This window comes from Paractinoplanes pyxinae, from assembly GCF_026626335.1.
Classification (GTDB): domain Bacteria; phylum Actinomycetota; class Actinomycetes; order Mycobacteriales; family Micromonosporaceae; genus Actinoplanes; species Actinoplanes pyxinae.
Genome location: NZ_JAPNTZ010000014.1, coordinates 227,743 through 245,813, shown reverse-complemented (window position 1 = coordinate 245,813; position 18,071 = coordinate 227,743). Strand labels below are relative to the sequence as shown.

Sequence of the window (18,071 nt, the reverse complement as noted above, 5' to 3'; positions counted from 1 at the left end):
GGGCAAGCATCCGGCAGGATCGTTCTCTCGTTCGCCCTGGTCAGAGTGATTCGATCGAGTGGTCTTGAAGGAGGCCACCGCGAATGACCGTCAACCACGGATTCCACGCCACCATGACCGCGCAGCCCGGGCGCGGCGACGAGGTCGTCAAGCTGCTGCTCGAGGCGCCCTCCCTGCCCCACCCGGACTGCGTCGTCTTTCTCGTCGGCCGCTCGGCCGGTAACCCCGACGTCGTCCACGTGACCGAGGGGTGGACGAGCCGCGAGGCGCACGGCGCGTTCTTCGGCAGCGAGCCCGCCCAGGCGTTCGTCGCCGAGCTTCAGGCGTTGCTGACCGGCGAGTCCGGCTACTCCGACGAGGTGCCCGTCGGCGGCAAGGCGGCGTTCTGATGCCGAAGCGACCCGAACTCGACCCTGAACTGAGCGCGCTCCTCGCCGGCATGCCGCAGTTCCCGCTGCTCGACCGAGAAACCCTCGAGCAGATACGTCCGTACGCGGCGGGTCCGATCGAATCGATCCTCGAGGGCCGCGCCGTCACCCGGCGGGAAGTCACCATCCCCACCGCCGACGGCGCCGAGATTCCCCTGACGATCCTCAGCCCGCCCAGCGCCACCACCGCACCGTGCGTCTACTGGATCCACGGCGGCGGAATGGTTATGGGCAACCGCTACTCGCAGATCGACATCCCACTCGAATGGCTTGACCATCTGGATACCGTCGTCATCTCAGTGGACTACCGCCTTGCGCCCGAGGCCAACGGGGCGACGCTCATCGAGGACTGCTACCAGGGTCTGCTGTGGATATCGGCGCACGCGGACGAGCTCGGCATCGACCCGTCGCGCATCGTCGTGGCCGGCGCCAGCGCAGGCGGTGGCCTGGCCGCCGGCGTCACCCTGATGGCCCGCGACCGCAGCGGCCCGGCCATCGCCGCGCAGGTGCTGATCGGCCCGATGCTCGACTACCGCAACGCCACCACATCGAGCCGCCAGTTCTCGGGCGAGCCCGGCGTCTGGACCCGTGAGATGAACGCGTTCGGCTGGCAGTCCGTGCTGGCCGGGCTGACCGGCGACGTCGTGCCCGCGTACATCTCCCCCGCCATCGCCACCGACCTGAGCGGTCTGCCGCCCGCCTACATCGACGCCGGGTCGGCCGAAGTCTTCCGGGACGAGGTGGTGACGTACGCGTTCCGCATCTGGTCCGTCGGCGGCCACGCTGATCTGCACATCTGGGCCGGCGGCTTCCACGGCTTCGATGCGCTGTTCCCGGCTGCTCCCCTCTCGGAGGCGGCCCGCGAGACCCGTACGGAATGGCTCGCCCGACGCCTGGCGAAAGAGTGACTGCAACGGTGCCGACGGCCCGGTTCGAAAGAACCGGACCGTCGGTGCCGCGCCGCTGTTGGTGCTAGAAGCGAACCTCGCCCTGGTTGAGCACCCGGGGGTGGAAGTACGCGGCCTGGATCTCTGCGTTCGAGTTGCTGCCGCGCAATTGCTCGGACCACAACATGAAGTACGCCCATCGGGTCTGACTCGTCAGCAGGGCGCTGTTGGGCACCTTGCCCATCTCGGCGATCGCGATCGGCTTGCCCGCGGCGATCGACTGCATCTGCTGGTAGTCGGCGCTGGACGGGTACGCCTTGTACCAGGCGTCGAGCGAGACGACGTCGACATAGTTGCTGCCCGGGTAGTACGACGACCAGCCACCGGCCGGGTTGTCCTGCACGTTCCACACCCAGATGAGGTTGGTCAGGCCCTGGCTGTCGAAGTAGTCCTTCATCTGCTGGAAGATCTTCGCCCCGCCGTTGGCGCCGGGCCGGCCGCCCCACCAGTTCCAGGTCTCGTTCATCTCGTGGAACGGCCGCCACAGCACCGGCACGCCGGCGTCCTTGAGCTGCCGCAGGTAGGGCACCACTTCGGCCATCCGGCTGCGCCACGTCTGGTTGAGCGCGGTGCCGCCGGTGACCACCTGCTGGAACTGAGCGTCCGAGATGCGGGTCTTGACGCCACCGTCAAATTCACACGTGCGCCCGACCGTCGGCGAGCAGGCGTGCCAGGTCAACGCGACCAGCGACCCGTTGCGCCATTCCGTCTTGGCCTGATCGACCACTCGCTGCCGGTTGTTGATGTCGTCGGAGCGGAACATCATGTCGCCGCCCCACAGCCCTGGCCACTGCCCGGTCACGTCGAACACCTGCTGGGTATATGCGCCGGGAGCGCTGGCCGGTTCCTTGTTGTGCTGCCCCGAAACCACCGACGTGCCGCTGATCGACTTCAGGTAGTTGATGACGGTGGACCGGGGAGTCGCCGCGAACGCCGAGGCGCTGGTGGCGTGGACGATGCCCGCGCCGAGCAGCACCACGGCGGCGCCGGCGACCCAGGCGGGACGGGGGATCTTCATCGAGGGATTTCCTCTCCGTTGGGGGACGGAAACTGACTGCCGGGGCGGGCACGAATGCTCGCGCCCCTTTACTGGCCAGGCCGGCGCGCTGTCACCGACCTGAGGCGGAGCGCCTACCGCAGGACCGTCGCCAGATCGGTCAGGACCCACGGAGCTTTGACCAGCGCGGCATCGAGGCCGGCCGTTCCTCGTACGCGGAAAGTGGTCGTCTCACCGGGAAGCAGGGTGACGAAGCCCTGATCGACGGTCGCGGCCGGATGGATGCGGTCGGGCTGCAGGAGCACGTCGCGCGCGAGCCCCGCGGCCCGCACCGTGACGTCAAGACCGTCGGGCACGACGTCCACCGTCACGGTCAGCCCCGGGTCGTCCAGGTGAAAGTCCTGAAAGAACCACAGGTCCCGTACGTCGTTCGCGCGCACATCGCCGGCCGGTGTTGCACGGACATGCTCGTTCTCTGCACGTTCGAGCAACCGTGCGCGGCCCTGAGCGTCCCCAGCCGGCGTTTGCTCAGCCGGCGTGCCCCCAGCCGGGGCGCCCTCAGCCAGCAAGCCCCCAATTAGCGCGCCCTCAGCCAGCACGCCCCCAGCCGGGGCGCCCCCAGCCAGCGCGCCCTCAGCCGACGCGCCCCCAGCCAGCACGCCCCCAGCCGACGCGCCCCCAGCGAGCGCGCCCTCAGCCAGGGTGCCCTCAACCGCCGGAGCAGCCGCGCGCACGACCAGGAAGTCCGACGGGTCGCCGTCATCCGCGGTCAAGTCGCTGGGGATCGGAACTAGCACATTCGCTCGAGGTGCGACATCAACGGCCGTTTCGAACGTGCACAGTCGGACACCGCGACTGCTCATTCGCTCAACACGCACAGAAGTTGTCCATTTGTGCGCGCGGTCGTTCATGACGGCCACGACCAGTCCGCCGTCGCGCGGCTGGATGGTCACCGACCGCTCGGCGTAAAGCGACCGCATCTCGAAGTAGAGCGGCTTGTACCGGCCGGCCCCGTCGATCGCGGCCCACGAGATGACCGGCCACAGATCGTTGAGCTGCCACAGGATCGTGCCGCCGGTGTGCGGCCAGTGCGATCGCCAGTGCGCGATGCCGGTTCGCACCGCTCGCACCTGATTGAGCTGGGTCAGGAAGTGCCACGCCTCGGTGCTGCCCGGCTCCGGGAAGTGGTGGGCAAGGCCGCGCGCGAGCTTGCCGTTGCCGTCGATCGCCTTTTGATGGTGCAGCACTCCGGGCGAGTCGGGCCGCATCGGCTCGTCCGTGACCGCCTCGCGCAGCGTGCGCCAGGCCGGCGGAGCCTGCCAGCCGAACTCGGCCACGAAACGCGGCGCCGATTCGCGGTAGTTCAGGTAGTCCTCGCGGTTCCAGACATCCCACGAGTGGAAGGTTCCGTGTTCGGTTGAATTGGGCTCGTGCTCCCACGACCCTGACCAGGGGCTGCCCGCCATGTACGGCCGCGACGGGTCCAGCTCGGAGACGATGTCCGGCAGCGTCTTCAGGTAGTAGGTCTCGCCCCAGCTCAGGTCGCCGCCGGGCCGTGACGCCCAGTCGTCCGCGCCGTACAGCCACAGGTTCTCGTTGTTACCGTTCCAAGCGACCAGGCTCGGATGCGGCGCCAGACGGACGACGTTCTCCCGTGCCTCCGCGACGACCTCCGAGTGCAGCGGCTCCTCCTCGGGGTAGCAGGCGCAGGCGAACAAGAAGTCCTGCCACACCATCAGGCCGAGCTCGTCGCACACCTCGTAGAAGTCACGGCTCTCGTAAATCCCGCCGCCCCAGATCCGCACGAGGTTGACCCCGGCCGCGGCCGCCTGCCCCAGCCGCAGGGCGTACCGCTCCCGGGTCATCCGTGACGGAAAGATGTCGTCCGGGATCCAGTTGACGCCCTTGACGAACACCGGCTGCTCGTTGACCTGGAAGACGAACGCCCCGCCGTCCCGATCGATGTCGACGGTACGGAAGCCGACGCGCCGCTCCCACCGATCAAGCTCGACGTCACCTTCGAGCAGAACCACGCACAAGTCGTACAGGTTGGCGTCCCCGTAACCGCGCGGGTTCCAAGGCTCCACCCGCTCGTCCTCGAGCGTCACCGTCTCGGCGAACGCCCCGTCGAAGACGACACGACCGTCCAACGAAACGAGCACTCGAAGCCCGCCGTCGCCGAGACCCGCCCGCTCAGCGTCCATTCGCTCAACACCCGCGCGCTCAGCGTCGAATCGCTCAACACCCGCGCGCTCAGCGTCGAATCGCTCAACACCTGCACGCTCAGCGTCGAATCGCTCAACACCTGCACGCTCAGCGTCCATTCGCTCAGCACCCGCGCGCTGAGCGTCCATTCGCTCAACACCTGCGCGCTGAGCGTCGAATCGCTCAACGCCTGCACGCTCGATGTCGGTTCGCTCGATGTCGAGGGTCAGGTCGAGGTGGCCGCGCCCATCGGCGTACGTGGAAAGGGGTTTGACCGAACGCAGGCGAGCGGTGTTCCAGCCCTCGAGGCGGACGTTGCGCCAGATGCCGGCGGTGACCAGGGTCGGGCCCCAGTCCCAGCCGAAGCTGCACGCCATCTTGCGCACGAAGTTGAACGGTTCGGGGTAGGCGTTCGGGCGCGGGCCGAGCTGCGCCTGCAAGCGCTCGGCCTCGGTGTAGGTTGACGTGAACCGCACCCGTAGCGGAAGCGGACCGTCGCCAAGTTGGTCGGTGATGTCGAAGCGGTAGCTGCGGTGCATGTTGCGCGTCGAGCCGAGAACCACCCCGTCGAGCTCGATGTCGGCCACCGTGTCGAGGCCGTCGAAGACCAGGTCGATCCGGTCGGGACGCGGCCCGTCCCAGGCAATGTCCCGCTCGTAGACCCAGTTGGCCCGCCCGACCCAGTCCACGGCCTTCTCGTTCTCACCCAGGAAGGGGTCGACGATCTTGCCTGCGGCGAGCAGGTCCGTGTGCACACAGCCGGGAACGGTTGCTCGAATCTGTCCGGGTGGACCGCCGAGTGTCCACGTTCCGTCCAGGTGTTGCTCGATTCTGCTCACTTGGTCGCTCCCGCGGTGACGCCGTTGTAGATGAACCGTTGCAGCAGCAGGAAGATGACGACCGTGGGCAGGATGACGATCATCGTGCAGGCCGCGATCGTCTCCCACTGCGCGCCGTACGGTCCTTTGAAGCGGAACAGCGCCGTCGAGATGACGTTCAACTCGGGCGAGCGCATGTAGAGGAACGGAATGTAGAACTCGTTGTAGATCGCGATGCCCTTGATGATCACGACGGTGGCGATGGCCGGCCGCATGAGCGGCAGCACGATCTTGCGGTAGACGGTGAAGCGGTTGGCGCCGTCGATCACCGCCGCTTCGTCGAGGCTGCGCGGTATGGACTGCATGAATTGGATGAAGATGTAGATCGAAACGATGTCCGTGCCGAGGAACAGCACGATCGCCGCCCACGGGGTGTTGACCAGGCCCATCGACTTGACGATCTGGTAAGTAGCCACCTGCGTGGTGACGCCCGGCACGAGCGCCGCCACCAGAAACAGCCCCAGCACTACGCGTTTGAGGGCGAAAGAGAAACGGCTGATTGCGTACGCGGCCAGGGTGCCCACGAAAACGGTGCCGGTCAGCGAGATGACCAGGATGACCGTGGTGTTCCAGAAGCCCCGGAGCATGTGCCCCTTGGACCAGGCGGTCGCGAAGTTGTCGAAGTTGAACCAGTCCCGCGGCGGCGTCAACGGCCCGGACGTGCTGTATTCGGCGTGCGTCTTGAACGCGGCGAACAACACAACGACCAACGGGACGAGCACGACGATCGAAGCGACCACAAGTGACGCGTACTTGCCGGCGACCGCCACCTTCGCGATCCCCCGCCCGGCACGCCGACCGGCGGCGCTCGAACCATTGCGCGGATTCTGCACGCTGTTGTTCGTTGTTGCACGAACGTGCGTCATGACAGGCTCACCTCGTCGTCGGGGATCAGCCGGCGCTGGATCCAGGTGATCACCAGGACGACGAGCAGCAGCACCACGGCCATGGCCGACGCGAGCCCGATCTGCCGGAACTGGAAAGCGGTCTCGTAGGCCTGAATGACGAACGTGCGAGTGCCGTTGGCGCCGCCGGTCATGATGAACGGGATCTCGAAGACGGCCAGGCTGCCGGAGATCGCCAGGATGAAGCTCAGGCTGATGATGCGGCGGATGCCCGGCGCGATGATGTACCGGAACTGGTGCCACCGGTTCGCGCCATCGAGGTCGGCCGCCTCGTAGATCTCGTTCGGGATCGACTGGATAGCGCCCAGGAAAAGCACGAAGCTCAGCCCCGTGAACCGCCACACCGACGTGCCGGCCAGCGAGATGTTCGCGACGTCCGGGTCGCCCAGCCACTGCCGCGTCTGCGAACCCAGCCCGACCAGTTCCAGGACGCTGTCGAGAGTGCCGCCGGGCTGGAACAGGTAGAGGAAGACGAACCCGACGGCCACCCCGTTCAGCAGGTACGGGAAGAACAGGATGCCCTTGAACAGATTGCGGAACCGGGTGCTGAACGACAACACGACCGCGAAGTACAGGGCGATGGCGATCTGCGCGAACGAGGCGACGAAGTAGTACAGGCTGATCAGGAACACGCGCCAATAGCGCTCATCAGTGAACACCCGGACGTAGTTGTCCCAGCCGACCGGGTCCATGGTGAGGTCCAGGCCGTCCCACTTGTGGAAGCTGTACCAGATCATGTTGCCGACGGGCACGTACGTGAACGTGATGAGCAGTGCCACGGCCGGCCCCAGGTACAACCAGTGCGTAGCGATCCTGCGCGTTTTCGGCGTTGGCTGGGCGACTCGCTCAGGTGGCCGTTCGAGCAGCGCTGTCATTTCATGATCCGGGCCTGGGCGTCGCTCCAGCGCTTGTTGAGATCGGCGAAGTACGAGTTCTTGTCGCCCTTAGCCGCGCCGCGCGCAATGTCGACCAACTTCTGGCGGTAGATGTTGCCGGCCAGGTCGATCTCCGACTCCTTGATGATCTCGTCCTCCTTGCCGGCGTTCGTGGTCGCGGCCGGGAGCTCGAGCAGCTCGACCCCCGTGTCCTGGAAGGCCTTGAGCGAGGCGGGCAGCGGCTGACCGAGAGCGGGCGGAATCGCTTCCTGATCGGCGGCGAATGCGGACTCGTTGACGAACCAGTCGAGCCAGGCCCGAGCCGTCGCCTTGTTGTCCGACGACTTGCTGACCGCCGCCTTGTAGTCGCCCTCGATGCGCGCGTGGAACTTGCCGCCGGTCTGGTACGGGAACGGCCAGAACGCGATGTCGTCCGGGTTGGCACCGGCCGCCTTGGCCGCGTCCTTCATCTGCGGCACCGCCCACGAGCCGAGCAGCATGGTGGCGACCTTGCCGGTGGCGATCATCGGCTTGGAGCCTTCCCAATTCGTCGTCAGCGGGTCCTTCTCGCTCAGCCCGCCGTGCACGATGTCGAACAGCAGACCGTCCGTGACGTACTCGATCTTTCCGGGCTGCCAGGGCGAGGCATCCGTCGGGAACTTGTCGTTGATGGCCGGATCGGCCACTATCGCGCGCTGGCTGTTGAAGAAACTGAGCGGCCAGCCGTCCTTGTAGTTCGTGTAGAACGGAACCGCACCGGTCTGGCTCTTGATCTTCGACAGCCCGGCCAGGAAGTCCTCGGTGGTCTTCGGCGGGGCCGTGATGCCGGCCTGCTGCCAGATGCGCTTGTTCACGACCAGGCCGTTGGCGACGCCGCCGAGCGACAGTCCGTACACCTGACCGTCGAAGGCCTTCTCGTCGACGAACCGGTACTTCGCCTTCAGCTCCTCGGTGCTGCCCAGCGGCTCGAAAAACTGGCCGAGCTGATCGACGGCCACGGTGTTGGGGATGAGCAGGACGTCGCCGTAGTCGCCCGAGCTGAGCTGCGTGGTGACGTCACCCTCGTAATTGGTCACCGCCTCGAAGCTGACCTTGGTGCCCGGGTATTTGGCTTCGAACTTCTTCGCGTACGCCGGAAGGGTCGACTCGGCCAGGTCGGTGCGATTGGTGAGCACCGTGATCTCGCCGGTTACCTCGCCGCCGGACGCTGCGGGACCCTCGTCGCCGCCCGCCCCACCGGTGCACCCGGCCACCAGGGCGAGTGCGGTGGCCGCCACGCCCAGCTCGAGGAAGTGCCTTCTATTAATCATGCTGCCGCCCATTCATCGAATGCGGTACCGCTGTAGGGCGCCCAGCATGTGACGCACGTTGCGTCGCTGTCAAGGTTAGATTAATAATTTAAGTGCTTGCTTGGCCACATCGCAGCAGCTCAGAGCCGACTGAGGATTTGTGTGAGGACGATGATCAAGGTGCCGGAGGCCGGGCCGCAGCGCGAGGCGGCGTCTCCCGGCTGGCTTGCTCTGCTGCGCCCGAAGCGCACGCATGAGCGCGCGTCGACGACGACAGCCGGTCGTCAACGATGCCGCGCGGCAGGCCGTCGTAGACGCCAGCCCCCGCCGAGGTCAGTTCGTGCTGGCCCGGGCGACGATATGGGCGGCCGGCGCCTCGTAGACGGTGGGAGGCTTGCCGGCCATGGCGTCGAGGAGCGCTCCCCCGGCCAGCTCGCCGATGCGGCCGACGTCGTGGCTCATCGCGGACAACGGCGGCGTCGCCAGTTGGCACAGGGCGGAGTCGTCCCAGGCTACGACCGAGACGTCGTCCGGCACGGCCAGCCCGCGCTCGCGCAGCTCGTCCAGGGCGGCCAGCGCCATCAGGTCGTTGTCGCAGATCAGCGCGGTGGGCCCCTGGGGCAACAATTCGGCCGTGGCGGTCCGGCCCGACTCGTACGAGTAATCGCCCTCGGCCACCAGCAGTGTCAAACCCCGGGCGGTGGCCTCGCCCTCAGCTCCGGACTGACGCAGTTGGGTGTGCGCGAAGGTGTGCGGGCCGCTGATGTGGCCGATGAGCGAATGACCACGTTCGGCCAGGAAACGAACAGCTTCCTGCGCCCAGCCGGCGTCGTCGGTCCAAACCGTCGGCAGCCCCGAGGCAGTGGACGGTGCGCCCAGCACGACCGCCGGGAGCCCGAGCCGCGCGATCAACTCGACCCGGGAGTCGTCGGGCGCCAGGTCGACCAGCACCACGCCGTCGACACGCCCCTCGGCGGCCCACCGTTCGTAGACGGCGGTCTCGGCCTCGCGGTCGGTGACCACCGTGACCAGCACCGACACGCCCGCGGGAGTGAGCACGCGTTCGAGCCCTTCAAGGAACTCGTGGTAGTACGGTTCCTCGCCGAGCACCCGCGAGGCACGCGCGAGCACGAGCCCGACCCGCCGCTGCGCCTGTGTCACACGGGTACGGTAACGCCTGGAGCCGGTCCGGCCGATCACGCGGGGCGGCAAGAAACGAACAAGACCTGGCCGACTGTGCGCGCCACGGCCACGAACGCTCAACTCATGGCCGTGGCGCACAGCGGCGTACTACAAACGAACAAGACTTGACCGGTTGCGTGCAGCGATGGACAAGTGAACAAGACTTGGCCGTTTACGCGCGGCGGCCATAAACGAACAACACATGGCCGTTCACGCGCGACGGCGGACGATCAGAGACGGGGACGCGAACACGCATGGCACGTCGAGAAGCGCCCGCGGCCGGGCCGGGCAGCCGCGCCCTCGTCGTGGACGTCGTGCGGTCGGCCGTCGCCGTCAGCCGGGTCGAGCTGGCGGAGTTGACCGGGCTCACCCAGCCGTCGATCTCGCTCATCGTCCGCGACCTGATCGCCGACGGCGTGATCCTCGAGTCCGGCTCGGCCGATTCGGTGCGCGGCGCGCCCCGCAAGCTGCTCGCCATCGCGCCCGGTAGCCGGTTCGGCATCGGCTTCCACCTCGGCCCCGACACCGTGACCTCGGTGGCCGTCGACCTCACCGGCGGCGTGGTCGGCCGCGAGGTGGTGCCGCTCGACGGCTCCCCCGACCCTGATCTGCTGGCCGCCCGCTTCGACGACTTCGCGGCCGGCCTGGACCTGCCTCGCGACCGCGTCGAGGGCTTGGCCGTTGTCGCCCCGGCCGCACGCGTCTCCCCCGAGTGGGCCACCGTGCTGTCCGGCCGCCTCGGCATCCCCGTGCTGATCGAGAACGACTCGGCCGCGGCCGCGCTCGGCGAGTTCTGGAGCCGTCGCGTCTCGCGCGATCAGTCGTTCGGCTGCGTCTACCTCTCCACCGGCGTCGGCGCGGGCCTGGTCTTCGGCGGCGCGCTGTTCCGCGGCACGAGCTTCGACGCCGGCGAACTCGGCCACCTCTCCATCGCGTACGACGGAAGGCCCTGCCCCTGCGGCAACACGGGCTGCGTCGAAAGGTACGCGTCGATGGCCGCCACGGTCGAGGCCGCGCGCGCCGATCAGGACCTGTCGTCCCGCTTGCGCTTGGGCGGTTCGGTTTCCAGCGCGTACGACGCACTGGCGCGCGCCGCGGTAAGCGGAGATCACGCCGCCTTCGAGTTCGTGGACCAGGCCGCCGCCTACCTCGCCGTGGCCGTCACCTCCATGGTGAACCTGCTCGACCTCGGCCGTTTGGTGCTCACCGGCCCCGGCATGGCCGTGGCCGGCTCCATCTACGCCCGCCGCCTGCGCACCCACCTGGCCGCCACCGCTCACGCCCGCCACCGGCACGAGATCACCGTCGACCTCTCCGCCCAGCCCCGGGACGCCGCCGCCATCGGCGCCGCCGCCCTGGTCGTGCAGGCCTCGATCGCTCCCGGCCACACTCCGTCACTCACGGCCCCGTCCCGCTGAACGAGCGACTCCCGCAGCCGAGCCCACTCCCGCCGCCTCCGCAGAACCGCCCACCATCGTCCCGCCCTTCGGCAAACCGCCTCTCAACAAGACCGACGCCCGCGCCGACTTTCCGCCACCGGCCGAACGCCTGGCGCTCAACTCCGCCCTCCTCGCCGTCGGCACCGAAACCGGCGAACCGACTACCGGCCACCGGCCCACCCTGCGGAAACGACCCACCTGATCAGCAGATCTTGACGATTCCGCAGTGACCCCATGGCCCGCGACCAGACCTGACGGGTTGTTCGGTGTCGTCTGCGCAGGCTGATACCGTGCGCGGCCGGAGATCGAAACCAGTCTTCGGTGGACGATGGGGGCTTACGGTGCTCGAGGACGGCAACACATCAGATCCGGGCCGGAGTACGGACGATTGGCTGGCCGACACCCGGACGTCGTACGACACCGTCGCCGCCAGTTATGCCGACTTCGTCCGTGACTCGTTGGTCAAGGAGCCGTACCTGCGCGCTGTTCTGGCGCTGTTCACTGACCTCGTCCACGCGGCCGGCGGCGGGCCAGTGGCCGACCTCGGCTGCGGCCCTGGACATGTCACCGCCCACCTCCAGGCCCACGGTGTCGAGGCATTCGGCATGGACCTGTCGCCCGCTATGGTCGACATCGCCCGGCAGGACCACCCGGGCCTGCGGTTCGAGGTCGGCTCGATGACGGATCTTCCGCTTGCCGACTGCTCGGTCGCTGGGTTGCTCGCTTTCTGGTCGTTGATCCACATCCCGGACGACGCGATCCCCACGGTCTTCGACCACTTCCGGCGTGTGCTCCGGCCGGGCGGACCAGTATTGATCGGCTTTCATGTCGGCGCCCAGTCCCGGCTGAAGACGGAGGGGTACGGCGGCCTTCCGATGAAGGTCTACGTCCATCGCCGACAGCCCGAGCAGATGGCCACCTGGCTGCGCGACGCCGGTTTCACGGTCGACGCGCAGATGCTTCTCGATCCGGATGGAAGCTCTCCGGGAGCCGTACTCATCGCACACCCGACGACCAGAAACTGATCGAAGCCGTCGCCGCCCGCCCAAGTGGGGCCGAATCGAACCGTCAGCGGTCGCTGGAGCGGCCTCCGAAGATCTGGAGGAAGAACAAGAAGACGTTGAGGATGTCGAGGAAGATCGAGGCGGCGATCAGCGGGGCCGAGTTGAGGTCGGTGTTCCGGCGCAGGCGCTGGAAGTCGATCATCGTGAGGGCGGCGAAGATGACCAGGCCCAGCACGGCGTAGATCAGGGCGCCGTTCGGGATGTTGACGAAGATGAGCACGATGCCGAAGCCGATCAGCGCCACCAGCGCCCAGAAGGCATAGCGGGCCAGCGCCGACAGGTCACGGCGGGTGGCGTAGCCGGCGGCGCCGAAACCGGCGATGAACAGGGCCGTCGCGCCGCCGGACTGCCAGAGGGCCTGCGGGTCCTGGCTGGCGTAGTACGACAGCGTGGGGGCCACCGCCAGGCCGATGAACAGGCCGAAGAGGGCCAGCAGGCCGATCGTCACTTCGCGGCTGCGGCGGGCCGAGAACTGCATGCCGATCAGGGCGGCGAACGAGACGATGTACGCGATGATGGCGCCGCCGCCACCGAAGTCGCGGCCCAGGTAGGCGCCGAGCGCGAACAGCGCGGCGGTGCCCGCGACGAACAGCATCGTCTGGGCGAACAGGATGTGGCTCTGGTCCCGGGTGGCGTAGCCCGCCGGGCGGTACGCGATGGAGTCGTCCATGACTTCACTCTGGCCCTCTCACCCGCGGGCCGAACCAGGGAGAGTCCCTGGTGTTGACGCCGGTCCCGGGTCATCGCCCAGGTACCCCACCGGCGCCGCCGGGCAGCGGCCGCGATGGGGTGTCGCTGCTCACGAAGCCGGCAACCTGCCACGGGCGAACAGGTCAGCGGACGGCGTTGCCCGCGTGCCGCTGCTCACAACCGCGCAGGCACACCACGAAGCGAGATCTGGATCGACCACGACGGCTGCACCCGAGCGCCGCCGGCAACGACCCCGGCTGACACGGCGAACGCCGAAACCGGACCTGCCAGCCATGCCCGACGGACGCACCCAAGCGCCACCGCCTACGAGTGAGGAACGTCGTAGTCGAGCAGCAAACCACCGGAGGGTGTGGACACTGCGCGTTTCAGTGTCAATTTGTGCACGGTCTTGTCCTCGACGAACAGTTTGCGGCCGGTTCCGGCCAGCGTGGGGTAGACCACAAGACGGAGCTGGTCGATCAGGCCGGACGCGAGCAGGGAGCGGGCAAGGCTGAGGCTGCCGTGCAAACCGATGTCGCCGCCGGGTCGATTCTTGAGGTCGCGGACGTATGCGGACGCGTCGGTGGTCACGACTGTCGTGTTGTGCCACTCCGACGTCGGTTGAGCGGACGTGAACACGTACTTGGGAACGCTGTTGATGAAACTGGCGAATGGCTCATGCTCGGCGGTGGGCCAGTAGGAGGCCCACTCCTCGTATTGGCGCCGGCCGAGCAGGACGGCATCCTGGGGCCCGATGACCTCGGCCAGGTTGGCGTCCATCGCCTCGTCGAAGTCGAAGACGAAGTTGTCGGGGCTTTCGGCAACGCCGTCGAGCGAGACCAGGGAGTAGAGAACGAGTTTGCGCATGCCGGTCAGACCGGCGCCGCGCCGCTAACTAATCGGCGAGGTCGACGATGTCCCGGCCGAGCGGCCAGAACGCGACCGGCACCAGCTTGAAGTTGGCGATGCCGAACGGGATGCCGATGATGGTCACGCACTGGGCGATCCCGGCCGCGATGTGGGTGAGCGCCAGCCACCACCCGGCCACGACGACCCAGATGATGTTCCCGATTCCTGAGCCCAGGCCGGCGGTGGGGCGGCTGACCACCGTACGACCGAAGGGCCACAACGAATAGACGGCGAGCCGCAACGACGCGATCCCGAAGGGGATCGTCACGATCAGGGCGAAGCAGATGAGCGCGGCCAGGCCGTAGCCGATGGCCAGGATGAAGCCGCTGCCGAAGATGAACCACAGGATGTTCAGGATCAGTCGCACAGATCAAGCATGCCTGAGCCGCGCCAGCCTCAGTCCTCGTTGTGCTTGCGGCCCGGCTCGTCGGTGACCTCGGCGAGCGCGGCCGCGGTGGCGACGGCGGCGGCGTCACTGTCGTCGTCGGGACCGCCGGGGACGGCCGGGTCGGACGGGGGCGGCTCGCCGTCGAACGGGCCCACCGCCGAGCCCAGCAGCGCCGAGTTGGGGATGTTGAGCGGGCCGTCGGCGGTGTCGAGCACCGTGTAGAGCAGGCCGGCCGAGACGATCGTGCCGTAGTGCGGCCCGCCGATCGCGCCCGAGAACACGCGTACCTGCTGACCCGGCACGTACGGGCGGGCGAAGAGCAGCACGAGTCCGGCGAACAGATTGCTGAGCACCGGCTGCGCGGCCAATCCGAGGATGACGCCGGTGACCGCCCCGCCGACGAGCAGGTTGCGGAGCCCGATGCCGACCAGGTCGCACACCACGAACACGGTGATCAGGTAGCCGGCCAGCTGAACGAGCAGGCGCAGCGGCGTCGCGGCGGCGTCCCCGCCCCGGGCTTGCGCGATCCTGTGCACTTCGCGCGAGGCGGTGCGCGTGGCGATCAGTCCCGACACCGCGACCACGAGCGCGCAACCCCAGGCGATCAGCCGCTCCCGGATCCCCGGCGCGTCGATGTCCCCGAGCCGGGTGCCGACGACCAGCCCGGCCAGCGCAATCAGCCCGAACACCACCGACTTGCGAAAATCGGGCCGCACGTGCTGCTCGAGCACCTTCCACGGTTCGTTCACGACCCCACCCCTCGTCCGGCGACGAGAGCTTATCGGGGCGCCCACTCCCCCGTGGTCGTGACGTCGGCCTGGGCCGGGAACACCTTCTCGGTGAGCACCCGGTGCACCTCGGGATCGTTGTCGAGGCACGCGTCGGCCAGCACGGTCAGCTCGTAGTCGCGGTCGGCGGCCTCCCGCAGCGTCGACAGCACCACGCCGCTGGTCGCAATTCCGGTCAAAACAATTTCCCGTACGCCTCGAGCCCGCAGAACGAGCTCGAGATCACTGCCGGCGAAGGCACTGACCCGCCGCTTGACGACCACGATGTCCGCCTCGGCCGGCGCCACAGCGGGGTGGATCGGGTTGGGCTGCCCGGCGTACGGCGACCCGGCAAGCCGCCCGAACATGCGGTTGCGCGCGTCGATCTCCGGCCCGCCCACCCGGAACCCGACCGTCACGTAGATGACCGGAATGTTCGCCGCACGCGCCTTGGCGATCGCTTCCGCCAGGCGTGGCAGGTATGCCGGGTCGGGATAGCGGGCGACGACCGCCTCCTGCACATCCATGACGAGAAGGGCGCTGGTCATCCCGACCTCCAAGGCGCAAGTAAGCGTTTGATGACTTGATCATGCCCCAACCGCCGGCGTGATGGTCAACCACTAGTCGCCGCGCTCAACAACGGACAACAAACGCGCGCAGACGGCCAGCCGTCGACCGCCGCGCTCAACAACGGACAGCAAACGCGCATAAACGGCCAGCCGTCGACCGCCGCGCTCAACAAACGGACAACGAACGCGCGCAAACGGCCAGCCATCGACCGCCGCGCTCAACACGACAACAAACGCGCGCAAACGGGCGGCATCGCGGGCTGAGCTCCAAGAACGGACAGCGAACGCGTACAACGGCCGCGCGCATGGAGCGGATCCGGCGACGGGTGGGGAGCAGGCCCGTGAGGGACTCAGTGTCCGTGGCGAACGACGGCTAGGCCGCCGACCCGGCTTCTGATGCCTGCCGGTTCGCGTTGGGCCGAGGCGAGCACGCTGGCCGGACGACCGAAGGTGTCGCCCTGCTCCACCTCGATCTCGACCGTTTGCGCTCCCGTTGTGTCGAGCAGGTGGGCGGCCAGGCAGCCGGTGCTGTTGGCGTTGGCTACGTCCTCGTCGACACCGATCGCGGGGGCGAACATCCGCGCCGCGCCTGGTTGGTCGGCTGCGGGCGGTACGTAAACGAAACAGCCGAGCAGGCCGTACGTCAGGCACGCAGCCTTGAGCCGGGCGAGGTCTGGGCGGATACGCAGCAGCGTCAACCGGTCGTGGACCGGCACCAGCAAGCGCGGCGCGCCGGGCGCGGCGATCCGTGGCCTGTCGGTCGGATGCTGGTCGTCCGGGGTGAGCCCCAGCGCTGCGGCGACGGCGGCACGCTCGTCCGGTGACGGGTCCCGCAGCGCGATGAGACCCTGGTCGAACCACACCTCGATGCCGGTGGGGCGGCGGATCGCGACGGTCTCGAACGTGCGCCCGCCGGTGTGCTGGCGGTCGTTCAGCTCGTCCGACCCGGCGCGGGTCAACCGGACGGCCTGCGCGGCGACGGTGCCGTGGCCGCAGCCGGGAAGTTCGGCGGTGGCGGTGAAGAACCGGACCGGCAAGCCACCGTCCGGCGTTCGCCCGGCGCCGAGGAACGCCGCGTGCGAGGTGCCGGCCGCGGCAACCACCGCCCGCCGGTCCGCGTCAGTCGCCGCCGGGTCGTCGTCGGTGACGGCAGTAGGGCTGCCGCCCCGGCCGTCACGACGCACGCAAGCATCGACCACCATGACACTCGACTCGAACATCGGCCCACCTCTGACGCTCAACAAACTTGACCCGGCCGTCACGCCGCACGCAAGCGTCGACCACCGTGACACTCGACCCGAACATCGGCCCACCTCCGACGCCCAAAGAACTCGACCCGGCCGTCACGCCGCACGCAAGCGTCGACCACCATGACACCCGAACATCGGCCCACCTCTGACGCTCAACGCACTCCACCGGGGCGTCGCGCCGCATCCAGGTGTCGACCACCGTGACTGTTGACCCGAACATCGGCCCACCTCCGACGCTCAACAAACTCCACCCGGCCGCCACGCCGCACCCAAGCGTCGACCACCGCGACAAACGACCCGAACATCGGCCCACCTCCGACGCACAACAAACTGACCCGGCCGTCACGCCGCACGCAAGCGTCGACCACCGTGACACTCGACCCGAACATCGGCCCACCCCCGACGCTCAACAAACTCGACCCGGCCACCACGCCGCACCCAAGCATCGACCACCGCGACACTCGACCCGAACATCAGCCCACCTCCGACGCTCAACGCACTCGGCCGGGCCGTCGGCGACCTCGCGATCGCGGCGGCAGGTTTCGGTCACCATCGCCGGGGCGGGCGTCGCTGTGCCAGCAACCGCCAACTTAGTGGCCGGCGCCGAGGGAATCGCGATCCACGCTGACCCGGACGCCGGCCTCAACCACATGCGCCCCACATGCTCGCCTCGTTAGCGCCTACGCTGCGGGCATGACCTCGGAGATCCAGATGGCCGGCTTCATTTTTCTTGGCTTGATGGTCTTGGCCGTCGTGGTGCTCGGCACCATCTCGTGGGCCCGGAACCGGAACCGTCCGCGGCCCGCCGATCAGGGCAGCGGCGGGTCGGGGGCCCCGGACTCCACGCCCGGTGACTGGGACGGCGGTGCGCACGGCGAGGCGTGAGGCATTGACGATTGTGGCTACGGTGCGCGGATGGGGCGGCTCCGGCGGTGGGTGGAGGGCAGGCCCGTCGCGGATGTCGTTCTTGCCGGGCTGACCGTGCTGGCCGTGGCGGTGGTGACGTTTCTGTACGTCGCCGATCGGGCTTACACGATCGGTGGGCAGGAATCGGACTCGGTGTCGATCGTGCTGGCGGTGCCGCTCGCTTTCGCGCTCGTCGGTGTGGTTGCCGGGTTCGTCCAGGGCCGGCGCAGCGGGAAGGGCGCAGCCTTCGCGCTGCTGGCCGGGGGCGTCTGGCTGCTGGCCGCGATCGTCTTCCTCGTGTTGGCCTTCGCCGCGATCATCTTGCTCACGGTCATGGAGGAAGCCTCGGAATGAGGCTGCGAGACCTCGAGAAGAGGAAAACA

The 18,071-nt window shown here is 68.1% G+C and carries 18 protein-coding genes; 6 read left to right on the top strand and 12 right to left on the bottom strand.

What is annotated here, in order from left to right:
* The first annotated feature begins 83 nt into the window (after nt 1-83).
* Together OWR29_RS35110 and OWR29_RS35105 are read left to right on the top strand one after the other, a co-directional pair.
* A complete protein-coding gene (locus OWR29_RS35110) occupies nt 84-389 on the top strand; it encodes a putative quinol monooxygenase (RefSeq protein ID WP_267567780.1) in 306 nt (101 codons plus the stop codon).
* The gene (locus OWR29_RS35105; protein ID WP_267567779.1) at nt 389-1,336 is read left to right on the top strand and encodes an alpha/beta hydrolase; all 948 of its coding nucleotides are present in this window, start codon (nt 389-391) and stop codon (nt 1,334-1,336) included. Before OWR29_RS35110 ends, OWR29_RS35105 begins: the two co-directional genes overlap by 1 nt.
* 64 nt (nt 1,337-1,400) lie before the next feature.
* On the opposite strand, the gene OWR29_RS35100 is transcribed toward OWR29_RS35105, so the two are convergent.
* The 6 genes from OWR29_RS35100 to OWR29_RS35075 all read right to left on the bottom strand — a co-directional run bounded on the left by OWR29_RS35100 (nt 1,401) and on the right by OWR29_RS35075 (nt 9,685).
* Nucleotides 1,401-2,393, bottom strand: coding sequence for a glycosyl hydrolase (locus OWR29_RS35100; protein WP_267567778.1), 993 nt, complete (start codon nt 2,391-2,393; stop codon nt 1,401-1,403).
* Nucleotides 2,394-2,506: 113 nt separating this feature from the next.
* The gene (locus tag OWR29_RS35095) at nt 2,507-5,416 is read right to left on the bottom strand and encodes a glycoside hydrolase family 2 protein (RefSeq protein ID WP_438872700.1); all 2,910 of its coding nucleotides are present in this window, start codon (nt 5,414-5,416) and stop codon (nt 2,507-2,509) included.
* Complete coding sequence (locus OWR29_RS35090) at nt 5,413-6,321, bottom strand: carbohydrate ABC transporter permease (protein ID WP_267567776.1); 909 nt, start codon at nt 6,319-6,321, stop codon at nt 5,413-5,415. Before OWR29_RS35090 ends, OWR29_RS35095 begins: the two co-directional genes overlap by 4 nt.
* Nucleotides 6,318-7,139 (bottom strand): carbohydrate ABC transporter permease, encoded by an 822-nt coding sequence (locus OWR29_RS35085; protein ID WP_267567775.1) that lies wholly within the window; start codon nt 7,137-7,139, stop codon nt 6,318-6,320. The genes OWR29_RS35090 and OWR29_RS35085 overlap by 4 nt, the downstream gene beginning before the upstream one ends.
* A gap of 92 nt (nt 7,140-7,231) precedes the next feature.
* Complete coding sequence (locus tag OWR29_RS35080; protein ID WP_267567774.1) at nt 7,232-8,557, bottom strand: ABC transporter substrate-binding protein; 1,326 nt, start codon at nt 8,555-8,557, stop codon at nt 7,232-7,234.
* A gap of 300 nt (nt 8,558-8,857) precedes the next feature.
* Nucleotides 8,858-9,685, bottom strand: a complete 828-nt coding sequence (locus OWR29_RS35075) for a LacI family DNA-binding transcriptional regulator (RefSeq protein ID WP_267567773.1) — start codon at nt 9,683-9,685, stop codon at nt 8,858-8,860.
* 275 nt (nt 9,686-9,960) lie between these two features.
* Between OWR29_RS35075 and OWR29_RS35070 the strand changes: the two genes are divergently transcribed.
* Both OWR29_RS35070 and OWR29_RS35065 read left to right on the top strand, forming a co-directional pair.
* Nucleotides 9,961-11,124 carry an ROK family protein gene (locus tag OWR29_RS35070; RefSeq protein WP_267567771.1) on the top strand — a complete coding sequence of 388 codons (1,164 nt, stop codon included), beginning with the start codon at nt 9,961-9,963 and terminating at the stop codon, nt 11,122-11,124.
* Between the two features lie 362 nt (nt 11,125-11,486).
* A complete protein-coding gene (locus tag OWR29_RS35065) occupies nt 11,487-12,170 on the top strand; it encodes a class I SAM-dependent methyltransferase (RefSeq protein WP_267567770.1) in 684 nt (227 codons plus the stop codon).
* A 43-nt stretch (nt 12,171-12,213) separates the two neighbouring features.
* Here the strand turns inward: OWR29_RS35065 and OWR29_RS35060 are convergent, their stop codons facing one another.
* The 6 genes from OWR29_RS35060 to OWR29_RS35035 form a co-directional block, all read right to left on the bottom strand.
* Entirely contained in the window at nt 12,214-12,879 is a 666-nt protein-coding gene (locus tag OWR29_RS35060) for a Bax inhibitor-1/YccA family protein (RefSeq protein ID WP_267567769.1), read from the bottom strand.
* 344 nt (nt 12,880-13,223) lie between these two features.
* Nucleotides 13,224-13,766 (bottom strand): dihydrofolate reductase family protein, encoded by a 543-nt coding sequence (locus OWR29_RS35055; protein ID WP_267567768.1) that lies wholly within the window; start codon nt 13,764-13,766, stop codon nt 13,224-13,226.
* Nucleotides 13,767-13,794: 28 nt separating this feature from the next.
* Nucleotides 13,795-14,175 (bottom strand): YccF domain-containing protein, encoded by a 381-nt coding sequence (locus OWR29_RS35050; RefSeq protein ID WP_267567767.1) that lies wholly within the window; start codon nt 14,173-14,175, stop codon nt 13,795-13,797.
* A gap of 29 nt (nt 14,176-14,204) precedes the next feature.
* Nucleotides 14,205-14,945, bottom strand: a complete 741-nt coding sequence (locus tag OWR29_RS35045) for a mechanosensitive ion channel domain-containing protein (RefSeq protein ID WP_267567766.1) — start codon at nt 14,943-14,945, stop codon at nt 14,205-14,207.
* A 29-nt stretch (nt 14,946-14,974) separates the two neighbouring features.
* Entirely contained in the window at nt 14,975-15,511 is a 537-nt protein-coding gene (locus OWR29_RS35040; protein ID WP_267567765.1) for a cysteine hydrolase family protein, read from the bottom strand.
* 371 nt (nt 15,512-15,882) lie between these two features.
* Complete coding sequence (locus OWR29_RS35035; protein WP_267567764.1) at nt 15,883-16,752, bottom strand: PhzF family phenazine biosynthesis protein; 870 nt, start codon at nt 16,750-16,752, stop codon at nt 15,883-15,885.
* A gap of 723 nt (nt 16,753-17,475) precedes the next feature.
* Here OWR29_RS35035 and OWR29_RS35030 point away from each other — a divergent pair.
* Together OWR29_RS35030 and OWR29_RS35025 are read left to right on the top strand one after the other, a co-directional pair.
* Nucleotides 17,476-17,667, top strand: a complete 192-nt coding sequence (locus tag OWR29_RS35030; RefSeq protein ID WP_267567763.1) for a hypothetical protein — start codon at nt 17,476-17,478, stop codon at nt 17,665-17,667.
* Nucleotides 17,668-17,697: 30 nt separating this feature from the next.
* Nucleotides 17,698-18,042 (top strand): hypothetical protein, encoded by a 345-nt coding sequence (locus tag OWR29_RS35025; protein WP_267567762.1) that lies wholly within the window; start codon nt 17,698-17,700, stop codon nt 18,040-18,042.
* Nucleotides 18,043-18,071: the final 29 nt, after the last annotated feature.